We start from the raw sequence: 15,083 nt of genomic DNA, 5'->3' as shown, positions 1-15,083 counted from the left end.
GCTTCTAAGATAGCTCACGCCAGCTCCAGCTTAAACACAACCGGCAAGGCGCTTGTGACCGTAGTGGTGCGGATCGTTAAGGCCTCAGTATCCCGTTCCCAGGAGGGCTGCTCGCTGAACCCGAGGACCGTAATATCCCGCAGGATTCCCTCGAAGCAGGGGGATTTCTCCCGGAGCGACTGGATGCGCACGATACCATCTTCCGGGTACACCAGGACGGTTGCATACAGGCAGCTACCCTTCACGGTGAAGCGGATGTCTTCCGGTGTGAACGTTTTGGCCTGGCCATCAGTAAATTGTCCTTCTTCAATACGTGTCGGCCCTTCACCAAATATGCGCCAGAAGGAGGTACCATAGATCGCTTCTCCGTTTGTTCCCAGCCAGCTGCCGATGGCCGTCAGAATTGCCTGATCCTCCTCTGCGAAGCTGCCATCGGCCTTGGGCCCCACGTTCAGGAGCAGATTGCCGTTCTTGCTGACGATATCGACCAGGTCGCGGATGATTTCTGCGGCGGATTTGTAATCGTTATTCTCCGTATAACACCAGGAATTACGCGCTGCCGCCGTATCTGTCTGCCAGAAGAAGGGCTTCAGCTCGGCGAATTGCCCGCGCTCGACATCGGGGACCGCACTGCCGAACATGAAGGCATCATGCTTATAATTAATAGCTGCCGGCATTCCGCGCTCTGCCGCGCGATTGTAGTAGTAGGCCGCGAACTTTTGCAGATAGGGCCGGAAGGCCGCATTCTCAATCCACCAGTCGAAGTAAAAAATTTTGGGCTGGTACTGATCGACCAGCTCACAGCAGCGGATCAGCCAGTCCTCCAGATACTCCCCGGACGGGGGAGAGCCATAGGGATCATGATGATCCGGTTCCGGCATAGCCGGCCAGTAGAAGTCGCCGCGGACAAGCGGCTCGCGGATATCGGAGTCGAACGCCTTGCCGTGGGACATGAAGAACCAGTGCTCCGCACGGTGGGAGGAGACGCCCAGCTCCAGCCCCTGCTCTGCGAAGGCCGCCTTCAGCTCGCCGAGAATATCCCGCCCGGGACCCATGTCATAAGTGTTATAATGAGAGACAGCGCTTTTATACATCTGGAAGCCGTCATGGTGTTCCGCCACGGGAATGACATATCTGGCGCCGGAGGCCTTGAATAGTGCAGCCCACCTGCCCGGATCGAACTGCTTCGCTGTGAACAGGGGAATGAAGTCCTTGTACCCGAACTCCTTGTGGTTCCCGTAGACTGCCAGATGATGCTCATATTCCTTGGTGCCCTGAATGTACATATTGCGTGAATACCATTCATTGCTGAAGGCCGGAACCGAATACAGCCCCCAGTGAATGAAGATCCCGAATTTGGCCTGGCGGTACCACTGCGGCACCTCATAAGCGCTTAGTGACTCCCAACTCGCCTTGTAAGGGCCGTTCTTAATCGTCTCGTCAATAACCTGCAGATAATCAGTTGTGTTCATCATGCGCCAGTCATCTCCCTTTGTATGAGGTAATGCCTTCATTGTACCGGGCGGCAGGACAGGTAAGAATGTACGGCACTAACTTTTTGATGTACAAAAATAACCTTTAAGGCGGTCTGTCCCATGGACTCCCATACTCTGCTTACCAGCTACCTGGCCAATCTCAAGGTTGACCTGATCGTAGCAGACTATAACGAATGCTCTACGGATTGGAGGGATCTGGACTATACTCCGGATTACAGCAAGTTTTATTACATAATCGGGGGGGAAGGCTGGCTGAAGATCGGGGATAAGGAGTATTATCCGAAGCCGGGTGAGCTGATTCTAATGCCGGAGGGTGTGAGGCAATCCTATGCCTGCATCAGCGAACGTCCCTTTCTCAAATACTGGTGTCATTTCAGTGCCAAGGTCGGGGAGATGAACCTGTTCCGTGTGCTTGAGCTGAGTCATGTCTGTATTCCTGAGAATCCCGCTGCGGTTGAGGCGGCGTTCAAGGGGATCACCGATAGTGCCAGATCTGACGCGGTCTACGCCCCGCTGCTGGCGAGAAGCAAGCTGCTTGAGCTGATGTCTTATTACATGATGAATCTCAAGCTGGATGAGCTGTCTTATAAGAATCTCGGGGCGGCCCGGAAGCTGACGGCTGTCCTGGATTATATCGCAGAGAATATCGAGCAGAATATGACCATTCATGATCTTGCCGAGATTGCATACATGCACCCGAACTACTTCATGCGCCTGTTCAAGCAGCAGATCGGCGTGCCCCCCATCCAGTACATTACCCGGCAAAAGATTGAAAAGGCCAAAGAGCTGCTGACCACCACCTCCGGTTCGGTCAGTGCGATTGCCGACCAGCTCGGCTTCGGCGATCTGTTCTATTTCTCCAAACAGTTCAAGAAGCATGCCGGGCTCACGCCCACCGAATTCAGGAAACACAAGAGCGGAGGGATGATATAGTGATTCTGGAACAGAGCAGAGGTTATCAGATCCGGTTAATGGATGAGCAGGCGGCCAGGGAGATTGTTAATTGGAGATACGAGACGCCATATGCCCTGTACAATATGCTGGATGCGGCTGATGACGCAGAGGATATCGAGGAGCTGCTGGACGGCTCTTATTTCAGTGTAGCTGCGGCGGACGGAGCGTTGATCGGGTTCTTCTGTTACGGACAGAACGCGCAGGTGGGGGAAGGGATAGAGAGCGGACTCTACCTGGATGGAACTTCCCTCGATATCGGCTTGGGGCTAAGACCGGATCTGACCGGGCAGGGCCGTGGACTGGCCTTCCTGCAAGCGGGGATGAAGTTTGCAGAGCAGACGTATGACGCGAAGAGATTCAGATTGTCGGTGGCTGCCTTCAACCTGAGGGCAGTTAGCGTGTATAAGAAGGCAGGCTTCGTCCTCCTGCATAGCTTCGTACATCAGCACGGGGACGGCGAAATGGAGTTCCTGCTGATGGAGACCCGGGACATTGCTGCCCGCCTATAGCGCGAGTGGAGAATTAAGGGTGAAGTCTGTTAATATAGAACTACGGCATCATCCATATCAAAGGAGAATTCAATGTGAACGAGAACCTGAAGCAAGCGTATGTACAATTAGGATTACCTGAAACCGTAACCAGAGAGGAACTGAACAAGCGGTTCGATCTGCTCCTGAAGCGAAGACGCGCCCTGACCACAGAGGAGGAGATAGCAGCCTACGAAGCGGATTTCCGGGCGTACAAGCTGATTCTCGATACCTGGGATGAGCAGGAGATCCAGAAGGCTGAAGATGAGCGGCTTGCCAAGTATGGACGCTTCTCCGGTACGGCAAGCAAGTGGGAGACCTTCATGCGGCTATACCGGACACATGTGATCCTCGGCATTATCGGGCTGCTGATAGTGATTTTTGGCGGGAAGGCCCTCTATGACAATTATCAGCATAGACAATATCTAGCTTCTCTGCCGCCAGTAGATGCTAAGATTATGTTCATCGGCAACTTCGGAGTCACGGATACCAGCGGCAAGACCGAGGAGCTGGAAAAGGCGATCATCGCGGCTTATCCGGAATGGAAGCGGGTGGAGACGGTGATGACTTATCTGCCCAGAACGGGCGAAGGCTCCGACTCACTGGATATGAATTATATGCAAAAGGCAGTTGTGGAGCTGGCGGCGAACCGGCCGGATATCCTCATTCTGGATGAGGCCACCGTCAAGTGGATCGGCGGACAGACCGGATTCCAGAATCTGGAGCAGATCACAGCGGACGGGAAGATTGCCGCTGACGATACCCGCATGCAGTGGGGAGTCAACGAGGACACGGGCAAGAATGAGCTGTATGGTGTAGATATTCTGAAATCTCCGTTCATCTCAGAGCTGCCTATCAATTATAATGCGAAATCCATCATTATCGGTGTCCTGAATGACAAGGACAAGGATAAGATGCTGGCGTTCGTGAAGCATATTGCGGAGGAGCCGCCCGTTAAGTAAGCAGGAATTGGATCTAAATTCCTTTTGAAAAAACAACAAAAACCTCTCTTCTATGGCTGGTTACACCGCCATCATGAAGAGAGGTTTTTGTCTGCTGGTTGTTAGCTTGCTTGATTATCCGTTCAGTCTTACTGCTCCAGACGGTAGCCCCCATGGAATACAGGACCGACATACTCATTGAACGCATAGCCATTGCGGATGGCGGCGGATACGAAATCCTTCGCCTTCACCACAGCATCCTTCACCGACAAGCCGTTAGCCAATCCGCCGGTAATCGCTGCGGCGAAGGTGCATCCCGCTCCATGGTTATGGGCAGGCTCGATCTTCGCAGTCTCCAGGACGAGGTATTCGCTGCCGTCGAAGAAGATATCAATCGCCTTGTCGCCGCCCAGCGCCTTGCCGCCCTTGACGACAACATTCTGGGTGCCGAGCTGATGGATCAGGCGGGCAGCTTCCTTCATCTGATCAAGCGTAGTCAGCTTGCCGAGACCCGAGAGCACTCCAGCTTCGAACAGATTCGGAGTAGCCACCGTAGCCAGCGGCAGCAGCAGATCGCGGATGGCATCTGCACTCTCCGGGTTCAGTACTTCATCCTCGCCTTTGCATACCATAACCGGATCGATCACGACATTGGTCTGCTTGTTGCTCTTCAGGGCCTGTTCAGTAACCTTAACAATGTCCACACTGCCGAGCATACCGGTCTTCATGGCATCCACAGGACCGCCAGCGAAGATCGTCTTAAGCTGTTCGGCAACGATGGCAGCATCGACAGGGTATACATTATGATGCCAGCCCCGGTCAGGGTCCATCGTTACAATGGTAGTCAGGGCACTAAGGCCGTAAGTACCGTATTCCTCAAAGGTTTTGAGGTCTGCCTGAATGCCTGCGCCTCCGCTGGAGTCACTGCCGGCAATGGTTAATGTCTTAATGATTTTTGACAAAGGTAACGTCCCCTTCTTGTATATAAATAGTATGCTGCTTATTATAACAAAAATCATCGGCTTAGTCCGCAAAAAAAGTATAAGCTCCAAAAACGCACCGCTGCCCTTGGGTGAGAGCAAGGGTTTGCCGGCTGCTGCACTGCATATCATGGTAGTCTAGTGGATTATGTATTCAGGAGGCTGCCATGATTGAGATCAGTTTATGCATGATTGTCCGCAATGAGGAGAAGAGCCTGCCCCGCTGCCTGGCTTCTGTGGAAGGGCTGGTCGATGAGATCGTCATTGTAGATACGGGATCGGCAGACCGCACCAAGGAGATTGCCGGTGCCTTTGGAGCCGCAATTTATGATTTTACCTGGATTGACGATTTCTCCGCTGCCCGTAATTACGCCTTCAGCAAGGCGACCCGGGATTATATCTTCTGGCTGGATGCGGACGACTATCTGAGAGAAGAGGATCGGGCGCTGTTCAGGGAGCTGAAGTCTTCGCTGCCGGAACACGTGGACAGTGTGAATATGCAGTATAATCTCGCTTTTGACGGAGAGGGAAGGGTGACGACCTCCTTGCGGCGCAACCGGCTGGTCCGCCGGGCGTGCGGGTTCCGCTGGATCGGTCCGGTGCATGAATATCTGGAGGTGTACGGCCCGTCGCTGGCAAGCAGAGTCTGTGTCACCCATGAGAAGGATAAAGCTTACACGGACCGCAATCTGCAGATCTACCGCAAACGGGAAGCGGCAGGAGAAAGCTTCTCTGCGCGCGATCAATATTATTACGCCAATGAGCTGCGCGACCACGGAATTCACCGGGAGGCCTGCCGGTATTACGAGCTGTTCCTCAGCGGCGGGCAGGGCTGGATTGAAGATAATATTCAGGCCTGCCTGCGGCTGGCCGAATGCCTGGAAGCACTTGGGGACAAGGAAGCGGCCTTCACTGCGGTCACCCGCACGCTGCAATATGATGCCCCGCGTGCCGAAGGCTGCTGCCGGCTAGGGGCCTGGCATCTGGAGAAGGGCCAGCTTCATCCGGCCATCTACTGGTTTGAGCTTGCTATTCAGCTGCCCGGACAGGCGGAGTCCATGGCGATGAAGAATGAGGCCTTCGCCACCTGGATTCCGAATCTGCAGCTTGCGCTCTGCTATGACCGGCTGGGCCAGCATGAGCGGGCCAACCGCTATAATGAGACTGCGCTGCTTCATTCCCCCGGCCATCCCAGCATGCTGTATAACCGGAATTACTTCCAGAAGCTACTGGGCGACAAGTATGTCTCCTTGCAGCAGCCCTGAACACATAACAAGCGCTCCCCTGCCGAGGCTGGGGGAGCGCTTGTTATTGTCTACGGATGTCCAGGCATTGCCGCAGGCTCCAGCAGCAGCTGAGGTTCACTCATGCGGATGAATTCCAGCACCTTGTCGTAGATAATCCGGTGGCCCTCCCGGTTGGGGTGGATGCCGTCCCGGCAGATGAACTTGGTGTAATCCGGCTGCTGCAGGAAGGCGCCCCGGACATCGATAATCTTGGTCCTGGTGCTCTCGGCGACCTTGAGGATAGCGGAGTTATAACGCTCCTGCCACCAGTAGATTTTGGTGACGCTGCCGAGGAACTTCATAATGTTCACTTCGGAATCGGGATTGTTGCCGCTGACCCACTTGAAGTAGTTGTCCGCATTCAGCGGAGGCAGACTCATCAGAATTGGCGTGATCCCCTGGTTCTTCAGGAAATGAATCATATCAGCCAGCATCCGCTCGAAGGCCGGAAAATCTGTCTTGGGACTATGCTCTGCCTCGGGATTGCTCGCAATCTCACTCCAGTGGTAGTCACAGTCATTGCCGCCGTATTCAATCAGCACCACATCCGGCTTCTCCTTCAGGACATCCCGCTTCAGATTGCCGAAGCCCTTCATCAGCGTATTGCCGAATCTGGCAGTATTGCGCATAGCTCCCTTGAGCTTGCCCTGAAGCATGGATACATAATTATCCTCCAGAATGACATACTTGCTTCGGGTCTCGTCATACACAACGCCCTTGGAGATAGAATCCCCGCTGACCATATATTTGAACTGAGACCCCATGGACTCTTGCTGCTCCTCATTCCTGTTCATGCTCCCGCCTCCGATAACCCTAGTGTATATACAATCAGTGTAAACCATACATGCTGCCGTGCCTATGTATAGATGTCATGGGTTCTTAGTCTTGCCGGCAGTATTCTGGCGGATCAGTGAAAAATACAGAAAAGGTTCAACCTTATCCTCATAAGTTGGACCTTTTCCTGCATTCTCCGGAGCCTCTACCCATTCTCTGCAAAAGGTCGGCTGGAGCGCGATTTTCCCGCACCGTTCCCTTTTAAAAAGGCAGCGGCTGTCCGTTCCATGATTTTGACACTGTTCTCCCAGGTCCATGATTTCGAATCGGTCTCCCCGCGTGCGGCGATCCGGTTCCGGAGTGCGGGATCTTGAATGAGCCGCATCACATCCGCCGCAAGCCGGTTCTCATACCGGTAGGACAACAAGGAGTTCTCCTCATGGCGGGCATACTCCAGATTTCCTCCCGCATAGACAGAGACCAACGCCGCCCCGCAGCGCATTGCCTCCAGCCCGGGCAACGACCCGGTGTCGAAAATGCTCGAGCTGACAAAAATATCAGCACCGTTATAGTGATAGCATAGCTCCTCGTCATTGAGCGGCGTGAAGAAGCGGTATTTGCCGCTGTTCATCATCCTTTTTAGCGAATCGGAGGTGAAGCATTCATCCGGCGGACTGATGAAATTGATATTGACCCACGGGAAGTTCTGCTTCACGATATCCAGCTGATTCACCAGGTAATCCTGCTCGCGGTGCCAGGAGAAGCCGTGCTCCACCTTGCGCAGGATCGCTGTAATGTTCAGCGGTTCCTGAAGCTCCTTACGGATGTTCATGTTTCGGAATGAAGCACTGATCCCTACCGGTACAATGCTTCCGCTGATTCCGTGACCCAGCCTAATCAACTCCTGTTGCCATCTGGAGAGGACGATCAGCTTATCGGTAATGTGATAGGAGGGGAAGGATACCTCGTTCTGCGGCAGAAACAGCGGTTCATAGCATAAGGAGAGGCGGATATGCATGCCTTTGCCGTTCAGGCTGGCTGCCTGTGAGACCGGAACTGTAGTGTAGAAATTGGAGACGATGATATCACTGACCGGAAAATCGGATTCGCGGAGCAGCGGGTAGTCGGTAATCAGCAGAGTGGAACGGACGTCATAGGAAACATCCCCTCCCAGCGGCATGACAATCACAACCTGGTGGCCCCGGGCCGTAAGACCGTTCGTAAGCTCCACGAGCATGCGTTGTGCCCCGCCATGGCTTAAGGTAAGAATGGGGAAAGTGAACCGCATCTGTGATCCCTTCCTTTCTGTACAATCGCCCTGCAAAAATGCGATAGGTATACTATTTTATTCAGTGAAAAGCGAAAAGTACCGCTAAGCGGTACTTTTGGAGGAAATGGGGTTATGGCCGGATTATAACGATTTGCGCAGATTGCGCAGCAGATTCACAGTGTCCCGGATCTCCAGGCTGGTGACATCCTCCAGCGAGACATCGATCATCGGCTTATGCGCCTCAAGCTTGTTCAGGAACTCAGCGGTGTGGAACAGTCCGGCTCCGGGAGCTCCGTGACGAATGCGTCCGCCGTCTTCATAGATTCCTTTGAGATGGGCGAGGATGATCCGGTCGCCGAACAGGTTGAAGGATTGATCGACGATCTCATCCTGGAGATGAACATCTTCACCGATCAGGTTGCACGGGTCGAATACGACACCGACGGAGCTGGAAGGCACCTCGTCGAGGATGCGCCGCATTTTGGCTGGAGAGGACAGGGTATGGGTACTGACGCCTTCAAGCCCTAAGAATACGCCCCACTTCTCCGCCTCCTCTGCCAGCTCCTCAATCGTTGCCTTAAGGGCATCCCAGCCGAGCTCCTCATAGCGGTAAGGATCAAGCTCCTGGAAGGTCGTGAGTGCTCCCGTCTCCGTGGCGACCATAGGGGCACCGAACAGGCGGGCATAGCGCAGATGCTCCTTGAAGCGGTCGATCTCCGCCCGGCGGACCGCAGGATCGGGGTGGATCGGATTGATGTAGCAGCCCAGCACGCCGATGCGGATACCGGCCCTGTCAAATTGCTCACCGATATAGGAAGCCAGACCAGGACTCAGCTTGCCGGTGGAGAGGTCGATATCCTGTATGGCTTTGGACAGGGCGAGCTGTACGAAATCAATATTGTAGGTCTGAAGAGCGGCAATCAATTCCTTAATCGGCAGGCAGCCGGCTGTATGCGCCAACGTTCCGTAACGAATAATAAACAACTCCTTTGGAATTCTATGAATTTATATCTATAATATTAATGACGCTTACATAGACATGCAAGGTTAAAGAGTGCATGCACAACAGGAGGAATTGAGATGAATGCAATAGAAGCGCGTAAGCAAGAGCTGGAGAACTGCCGTCCAGAGCCGACACTGGACCGGGAGACGATTGATGAATTCTGGAATGATCTGCTCGCGGAAGATGAAGAGCAGCCGCTGGATGTGAGCATCACCCCTGAAGATACCCCCTATCCGGGCATGAAGGTGAGCAAGGTCAGCTATATGAGCTATGGGGAGACTACGATCAATGCCTGGTATATCCAGCCTGCCGGTGATACAGAGAACACTGGAGACCGGCCATGTGTTGTGACCTTTCCAGGTTACACCGGAGACCGGGGATATCCCGAGCGTTACGCACATTTCTTGCTGCTGGGATACACAGTACTGGCCGTAGATGTTCGTGGTCAGCTTGGAGAGACCGGCAATCTGCTGCCGCAAGAGCATGGGATTGTCAGAGGCTGGATTACCCAGGGGCTGCTGGAGAAGGAGGAGTCCTATTATGTCGCGTTAGCCATAGATACCGTACGGGCTATAGAGACGGCAGCACAGCTGCCGGGGGTTGATCCGGCGCGTATTGCGATTACAGGAGCGAGCCAGGGCGGGGGGATCGCGCTCTTGGCAGGGGCGCTCAGCAGCCGCGTGGCTGCGGTAGCCGCAGATATTCCTAATCTGTGCCGGCTGGATTTCGGGGTGCTGAATTCCACCAGCTCACTTACAGAGATCGCGGAATACCTGAAGCGCTATCCGGAGCATCTGGAGCGTGTGCTGGAGAATCTGGCCTTTTTCGACATTGTTAATCTGGCTCACCGCTTCACTGTCCCTGTCCTGATGTCTGTAGGCTGGAAGGATACAGTATGTATGCCGGAGACGATCTATGCCGCGTATAACCGGATAGAATCGCCTAAGGAGATTATGGATTATCCGTTCTCCGGGCATGAGGTGAGCGAATTCCAGTGCAGACAGACGGCGTTGTTCTTCCAGGAGCATCTGGGCTCCTAAGTGAAGAATTATAAGCCACAGTGATTAGCCGCAAAGGAATGGTGTGAAGATATAGTAAGGGTTGGCGTGAGGCCATATATAGGCAGTCTAATCACCGGGAGGGAACTACGGATGGACAATCAGACAGGTAAGCTGCCGGCGGGAGTATTGGTGGAGAGCTTTGAGTATGACAAGAAGAATGAGGAGCTTGTGAAGAAGAGCTTCTGGAGAAAAACCAGGAAAGCCGCCGGTAAAATCCCCTTCACCAGAGAAGCGATAGCCATGTATTACTGTGCTATGGATGCCAAAACACCGCTATGGGCGAAAGGGATTGCTTTTGGAGCGCTGGCTTATTTCATTTCCCCGATTGATGCTATTCCCGATGCGCTGATTGGCCTGGGCTTCACAGACGATGCTGCCGTCATGGCGGCGGGCATCCGGGCTATTGCCGGACAGGTCAAGGAGGAGCATAAGCAGAAGGCGGAGAAGTTTTTCGAAGATTCGTAATCATCTGGAAGAAGGCGAAGGGATGCAGCGGGTTGCTGCATCCCTATTCTGATGTGCCCTGCTACACTCCGGTGTCTATAGTTGGACGCTCTGAAGTCTGCTGCTTCGCCTGGTACTCCAGACCCCAATCTCTCATCAGCTTGATGATCGGAATCAGAGACCGGCCGAAATCAGTCAAGGAGTACTCGACCTTCGGCGGCACCTGATGATAGACCTCACGGTGTACAACGCCATCCTCCTCCAGCTCGCGGAGCTGCAGGGTCAGCATGCGCTGGGTGATGCCGGGGCAGATGCGGCGGAATTCGTTGAACCGGACTGTGGAATCCATCATATGGTACAACAGCACACCCTTCCATTTACCGCCGATAACATCGAGGGTGAATTCTACTGGACAAGCAAAGGCATTGCCATCAGGGCAAGTGCCGAAACCGCCTTTACGGTCGCGCATCACTGAACACGCTCCTTAGTATCATTTTGTATACTACATCACAAAAATGTGCGTACTTCTAAATGTGTTGTATATCCATTACTATAGGCATGGGAACAGGAAAACGTCAATTCCTTATCATGAACGGTACACAGAAAGGGAGTATGGAGGATGGAGAACACAAGCACAGCAACTCAAATGACGAAAGAGCAGATTTTGGCAGCCTATGAGTACAGACATGCGACCAAAGAATTCGACAGCAGCAGAAAGATCAGCGGGGAGGATTTCGGCTTCATTCTGGAGACGGGACGTCTGTCACCGAGTTCGTTCGGCTTCGAACCCTGGAAATTTGTAGTGGTCCAGAACCCGGAGCTCCGGCAGAAGCTGCTGCCATACGCCTGGGGCGCGCAGAAGCAGCTTCCGACCGCAAGCCATTTCGTGCTTATTCTGGCCAGACAGCCGCGTGATCTGGCAGCTGACTCAGAATATATTCAGAGTATGATGTCAGAGGTGCAGAAGCTGCCGGTTGAGATTGCAGAGGGCAAGCAGCGGGTCTTCGGCGCATTCCTGAAAAACGATTTCGGCCTGGCTGGCAATGAGCGGGCGATCTTCGAGTGGGGGGCGCGTCAGACGTATCTGCCCCTTGGCAATATGATGACCGCAGCCGCGCTGATCGGCGTCGATTCCTGTCCGATTGAAGGCTTCGATAAGCTGAAGATGGAGCAGCTTCTGGTTGATGAGGGGATTATGGACCCTGAACATTTCGGGCTGGCCTGCATGGTAGCCTTCGGCTACCGTACCGGCGAGCCGCGTGCCAAGACCCGGCGGACCGCTTCGCAGGTGGTGGAGTGGGTCTAAGGGTTGCGGCGTCAACGGGCAGGAGAACGTACTGAGAATCTAAAAAGAAACGGATGCAGCCCCAGGGCGTCATCCGTTTCTTTTTGCAATCTGGAGATTCTGCGGCAGTTCCTGCTTCCGCTTGCACCATTATGAAAGTACATAGAAGAGTCGAAAACTTATTGAAAATTTACTGAAAATTCTGCTACTCTTAGGAGGTCAACTTGCTGCCGGTAAGCAGCTGCTTAAGATCGTCATTTCAAGATTGAAGGGATTCCTGCATTATGAAAATCATCCGCATTATCGCCGAGGTCTGCTTGCTGTATGTGTTCTTCCTGGCCGGAGACTATCTGCAAGAGCTGCTGCATTTGCCGATTCCAGGCAGTATCGTAGGACTGTTGCTGCTCTTCGTGCTGCTGCTGCTTAAGATTGTGCCCGTGAAGCTGATCGAGAACGGCTCGTCCTTTATTCTGGCGTATCTGCCCATGTTCTTCATCCCGGCCACCGCAGGCATTATGAACCATCTGGATATCTTCAGCGAAAGAGGCTTGCTCCTGATCGGTATTCTTATCATCAGCAGTGTGCTGACCATGGTCGTTACAGCACATTCCAGCCAGTGGATTGCTGCCAGCAGCGTCAAACGGTTAACACGCCGGACGTACCGTGCCCGTAATCTCCACGGGAAGGGGAAGGAAGCATGAGAATTCTGCTGGCCATTGGTTTCGTGCTGATGAACGTTGTGATCTATCTGGTCATGTCTATGCTGTACAGACGCTACCGTCTTCCTGTCCTGCTGCCTGCACTGACGGCAACGTTCACGGTTGTTGTGCTGCTCATGGGCTTCCATATCTCTTATGAGACTTATATGATCGGCGGCGACTGGATTAACCGCCTGCTGGGACCAGCGGTAGTATCGCTGGCTTATCCCTTATACAAACAGCGGCATGTACTGTGGAAGAATCTCCCCGCCATTCTCGGCGGAACGGTCACCGGGCTTATGGTCGGAATGTTCAGCGGGCTGCTGATGGCAGCCGGACTCGGCTTCTCCAAGCTGTATGTGCTGTCCATTCTGCCCAAGTCGATTACCACCGCTGTAGCGATCCAGATCTCCAGCAATCTCGGCGGAGATTCATCGCTGACCTCCGTGTTCGTGATGGTTGCCGGCTTCACCGGAGCGATTGGCGGCCCCTACATTATCAAGCTGTTCAGAATCCGCAGCGAGTCGGGGATCGGCATTGGCCTGGGCACAGCTTCCCATGCCCTCGGCACAGCCAAGGCACTGGAATACGGCGAAGAGTCGGTGTCCATGAGCTCTGTAGCCATGACTGTGTGCGCTATTGTCGGCTCCATCACCGGACCGCTAGTCGCCTGGATCATGTACCATTAAGCTTGCAGCATTCAGTAATCAGCCGTTCACACGCAGCCGGATTACGTTCCAGGAAGCAGCCGGAAGCATTGCGCTCACCCGGCCGCCGTCTGCGGTTGCTGTTCCCCGGTTGTGCGGAAGCACATTCGACGGGTTGGAGCGGGTATTGGCCGCTTGAAGCTCCTCATGCTCAAGAACCGTGTGCTGAATAACCTCTACAGCGCCGAAGCTCCGCAGATCAACCGCCAGCTCCATGCCTTCGCTCAGATGGCGGTTCACTGCAAACACAGTAACCTCGTTCAGCTCCTCATTATATACACTGACCGCTTCCAGATATGGAACGTCGGTGAAATCCTTGGAATCATATTTGGAACTTGTAATCAGCGGGTGCAGCACCGTTCCCCGGCCGTAGATGGAGGCATGCATGTAAGGATAATAAGTGGTCTGCAGCCAGAGCGGTCCGCCGTCCTCCGTCATAATCGGTGCAATGACATTGATAAGCTGGGCGATACAGGCCATCTTGACCCGGTCTGCATGCTTGAGCAGGCTGATCAGGCAGCAGCCCACCACCAGCGCATCCTCAAGGGTATAGACATCCTCGAATTCAGGCGGTGCAATCTGCCAGTGCTGCTCGGCACGGCTAGAGCCCTGCGATTTCCATACATTCCATTCATCGAGGGACAGGTAAATCTTTTTCTTGCTTTTCTTCTTGGCCTTGATATAATCACATACTGCTGCTACGCTGTCGATGAACTGATCCATATCGAGCGATTGGGCCAGGAAATTCGCTGTATCCCCATCATTGTTATTGTAGTAAGTGTGCAGCGAGAGGAAATCGACATTATCGTAGGTGAGATCCAGGACTGTAGCTTCCCATTCGGCAAAAGTGCTCATGTTGCTGCCCGAGCTGCCGCAGGCGACAAGCTCCAGGGAAGGATCTACCCAGCGCATCGCTTTGGCGGTCTCATTGGCGAGTCTTCCGTATTCGACGGCAGTCTTGGCTCCGATCTGCCATGGACCGTCCATTTCATTGCCCAGACACCAGGTGCGGAAGTTGTGCGGCGCCTTGTAGCCATGAGAGATCCGCAGGTCACTCCAGTAAGAGCCGGAGGGATGGTTGCAGTACTCAACGAGATTCCTTGCTGCGTCGATTCCGCGTGTGCCCAGGTTCACTGCCATCATCACTTCAGAACCGGCCAGCTTGGCCCAATCGGCGAATTCATTCGTGCCTACCTGGTTAGTCTCTGTAACCCACCAGGCAAGCTCAAGAGAGCGCTTCCGTTCCACCTTGGGTCCAACGCCGTCTTCCCAGTTATAACCGGATACAAAGTTGCCTCCCGGATAACGGATGATCGGTACGCGTAGTGCCTTGATAGCCTGGAGGGCATCGCCGCGGAAACCGTTCTCGTCAGCGGTAGGATGTCCCGGCTCATAGATTCCGCCATAGACGGCCCGGCCCAGATGTTCAATGAAGGAACCGTACAGCCTTGGATCTACCTCGGCCAGCTTGAAGTCTTTGTCGACAATCATCTTGGATTGAATGCTCATAGTTAGAAGCTCCTTTGTATTAGATTAATGAAACAGCTAATCGTTCAAGCCCGTTTATGATTACATGATACGAATTACGGGGTATACTAAGCAATAACTAATTTCAGGATTAACTTAATAACTAATTCAAAGAGCGCGGAGGGCCACC

General features: G+C 53.6%; 16 protein-coding genes. 9 read left to right on the top strand and 7 right to left on the bottom strand.

Annotation, left to right across the window (positions count from 1 at the left end; all coding sequences use genetic code 11):
* Positions 1–14 precede the first annotated feature (14 nt).
* Positions 15–1,475 (bottom strand): alpha-L-fucosidase, encoded by a 1,461-nt coding sequence (locus MHH78_RS23400; protein ID WP_341168958.1) that lies wholly within the window; start codon positions 1,473–1,475, stop codon positions 15–17.
* 120 nt (positions 1,476–1,595) lie between these two features.
* Here MHH78_RS23400 and MHH78_RS23395 point away from each other — a divergent pair, with 120 nt between their 5' ends.
* From MHH78_RS23395 to MHH78_RS23385, 3 genes are all read left to right on the top strand, one after another.
* Positions 1,596–2,429, top strand: coding sequence for an AraC family transcriptional regulator (locus tag MHH78_RS23395; protein WP_076073962.1), 834 nt, complete (start codon positions 1,596–1,598; stop codon positions 2,427–2,429).
* Positions 2,429–2,959 (top strand): GNAT family N-acetyltransferase, encoded by a 531-nt coding sequence (locus MHH78_RS23390; RefSeq protein ID WP_340826889.1) that lies wholly within the window; start codon positions 2,429–2,431, stop codon positions 2,957–2,959. The genes MHH78_RS23395 and MHH78_RS23390 overlap by 1 nt, the downstream gene beginning before the upstream one ends.
* A 74-nt stretch (positions 2,960–3,033) precedes the next feature.
* Positions 3,034–3,939: a hypothetical protein gene (locus tag MHH78_RS23385; protein WP_341168957.1), complete on the top strand. Its 906-nt coding sequence runs from the start codon at positions 3,034–3,036 to the stop codon at positions 3,937–3,939.
* A 128-nt stretch (positions 3,940–4,067) separates the two neighbouring features.
* Here MHH78_RS23385 and thiD read toward each other — a convergent pair whose 3' ends face one another.
* Positions 4,068–4,880: a bifunctional hydroxymethylpyrimidine kinase/phosphomethylpyrimidine kinase gene (thiD, locus tag MHH78_RS23380; RefSeq protein WP_036729773.1), complete on the bottom strand. Its 813-nt coding sequence runs from the start codon at positions 4,878–4,880 to the stop codon at positions 4,068–4,070.
* A 185-nt stretch (positions 4,881–5,065) separates the two neighbouring features.
* On the opposite strand from thiD, the gene MHH78_RS23375 reads away from it, so the two are divergent.
* Complete coding sequence (locus MHH78_RS23375) at positions 5,066–6,163, top strand: glycosyltransferase family 2 protein (RefSeq protein WP_341168956.1); 1,098 nt, start codon at positions 5,066–5,068, stop codon at positions 6,161–6,163.
* 50 nt (positions 6,164–6,213) lie between these two features.
* Here the strand turns inward: MHH78_RS23375 and MHH78_RS23370 are convergent, their stop codons facing one another.
* The 3 genes from MHH78_RS23370 to MHH78_RS23360 all read right to left on the bottom strand — a co-directional run bounded on the left by MHH78_RS23370 (position 6,214) and on the right by MHH78_RS23360 (position 9,212).
* Positions 6,214–6,978, bottom strand: a complete 765-nt coding sequence (locus MHH78_RS23370; protein ID WP_051478358.1) for an SGNH/GDSL hydrolase family protein — start codon at positions 6,976–6,978, stop codon at positions 6,214–6,216.
* A 185-nt stretch (positions 6,979–7,163) separates the two neighbouring features.
* Positions 7,164–8,246: a glycosyltransferase family 4 protein gene (locus tag MHH78_RS23365; RefSeq protein WP_076073970.1), complete on the bottom strand. Its 1,083-nt coding sequence runs from the start codon at positions 8,244–8,246 to the stop codon at positions 7,164–7,166.
* Between the two features lie 123 nt (positions 8,247–8,369).
* Entirely contained in the window at positions 8,370–9,212 is an 843-nt protein-coding gene (locus tag MHH78_RS23360; RefSeq protein ID WP_341168955.1) for a sugar phosphate isomerase/epimerase family protein, read from the bottom strand.
* Between the two features lie 96 nt (positions 9,213–9,308).
* Between MHH78_RS23360 and MHH78_RS23355 the strand changes: the two genes are divergently transcribed.
* Positions 9,309–10,271: an acetylxylan esterase gene (locus tag MHH78_RS23355; protein ID WP_341168954.1), complete on the top strand. Its 963-nt coding sequence runs from the start codon at positions 9,309–9,311 to the stop codon at positions 10,269–10,271.
* Positions 10,272–10,382: 111 nt separating this feature from the next.
* Positions 10,383–10,757: a YkvA family protein gene (locus MHH78_RS23350; RefSeq protein WP_341168953.1), complete on the top strand. Its 375-nt coding sequence runs from the start codon at positions 10,383–10,385 to the stop codon at positions 10,755–10,757.
* A gap of 61 nt (positions 10,758–10,818) precedes the next feature.
* Here MHH78_RS23350 and MHH78_RS23345 read toward each other — a convergent pair whose 3' ends face one another.
* Positions 10,819–11,205 carry a winged helix-turn-helix transcriptional regulator gene (locus MHH78_RS23345; protein WP_076073976.1) on the bottom strand — a complete coding sequence of 129 codons (387 nt, stop codon included), beginning with the start codon at positions 11,203–11,205 and terminating at the stop codon, positions 10,819–10,821.
* Positions 11,206–11,355: 150 nt separating this feature from the next.
* Between MHH78_RS23345 and MHH78_RS23340 the strand changes: the two genes are divergently transcribed.
* From MHH78_RS23340 to MHH78_RS23330, 3 genes are all read left to right on the top strand, one after another.
* Positions 11,356–12,042 (top strand): nitroreductase family protein, encoded by a 687-nt coding sequence (locus MHH78_RS23340; protein WP_083684325.1) that lies wholly within the window; start codon positions 11,356–11,358, stop codon positions 12,040–12,042.
* A 263-nt stretch (positions 12,043–12,305) separates the two neighbouring features.
* Positions 12,306–12,722 carry a CidA/LrgA family holin-like protein gene (locus MHH78_RS23335; RefSeq protein ID WP_341168952.1) on the top strand — a complete coding sequence of 139 codons (417 nt, stop codon included), beginning with the start codon at positions 12,306–12,308 and terminating at the stop codon, positions 12,720–12,722.
* Positions 12,719–13,408: an LrgB family protein gene (locus MHH78_RS23330; RefSeq protein WP_341168951.1), complete on the top strand. Its 690-nt coding sequence runs from the start codon at positions 12,719–12,721 to the stop codon at positions 13,406–13,408. Before MHH78_RS23335 ends, MHH78_RS23330 begins: the two co-directional genes overlap by 4 nt.
* Before the next feature lie 18 nt (positions 13,409–13,426).
* Here MHH78_RS23330 and arfA read toward each other — a convergent pair whose 3' ends face one another.
* Positions 13,427–14,935 (bottom strand): arabinosylfuranosidase ArfA, encoded by a 1,509-nt coding sequence (gene arfA, locus MHH78_RS23325; RefSeq protein WP_341168950.1) that lies wholly within the window; start codon positions 14,933–14,935, stop codon positions 13,427–13,429.
* Between the last annotated feature and the right edge of the window lie 148 nt (positions 14,936–15,083).

Origin of the sequence: Paenibacillus sp. FSL H3-0333, assembly GCF_038002805.1 — a bacterium.
GTDB classification, from domain to species: Bacteria; Bacillota; Bacilli; order Paenibacillales; family Paenibacillaceae; genus Paenibacillus_AQ; species Paenibacillus_AQ silagei.
The sequence above is the reverse complement of the archived record's forward strand: the minus strand, read 5'-3'. Positions and strand labels throughout refer to the sequence as shown.

Coding starts and splice junctions, on each gene's coding strand:
- MHH78_RS23400 (WP_341168958.1), bottom strand. CDS start 1,475: ATGATGAACACAACTGATTATCTGCAGGTTATTGACGAGACGATTAAG.
- MHH78_RS23395 (WP_076073962.1), top strand. CDS start 1,596: ATGGACTCCCATACTCTGCTTACCAGCTACCTGGCCAATCTCAAGGTT.
- MHH78_RS23375 (WP_341168956.1), top strand. CDS start 5,066: ATGATTGAGATCAGTTTATGCATGATTGTCCGCAATGAGGAGAAGAGC.
- MHH78_RS23370 (WP_051478358.1), bottom strand. CDS start 6,978: ATGAACAGGAATGAGGAGCAGCAAGAGTCCATGGGGTCTCAGTTCAAA.
- MHH78_RS23365 (WP_076073970.1), bottom strand. CDS start 8,246: ATGCGGTTCACTTTCCCCATTCTTACCTTAAGCCATGGCGGGGCACAA.
- MHH78_RS23355 (WP_341168954.1), top strand. CDS start 9,309: ATGAATGCAATAGAAGCGCGTAAGCAAGAGCTGGAGAACTGCCGTCCA.
- MHH78_RS23350 (WP_341168953.1), top strand. CDS start 10,383: ATGGACAATCAGACAGGTAAGCTGCCGGCGGGAGTATTGGTGGAGAGC.
- MHH78_RS23345 (WP_076073976.1), bottom strand. CDS start 11,205: ATGCGCGACCGTAAAGGCGGTTTCGGCACTTGCCCTGATGGCAATGCC.
- MHH78_RS23340 (WP_083684325.1), top strand. CDS start 11,356: ATGGAGAACACAAGCACAGCAACTCAAATGACGAAAGAGCAGATTTTG.
- MHH78_RS23335 (WP_341168952.1), top strand. CDS start 12,306: ATGAAAATCATCCGCATTATCGCCGAGGTCTGCTTGCTGTATGTGTTC.
- MHH78_RS23330 (WP_341168951.1), top strand. CDS start 12,719: ATGAGAATTCTGCTGGCCATTGGTTTCGTGCTGATGAACGTTGTGATC.
- arfA (WP_341168950.1), bottom strand. CDS start 14,935: ATGAGCATTCAATCCAAGATGATTGTCGACAAAGACTTCAAGCTGGCC.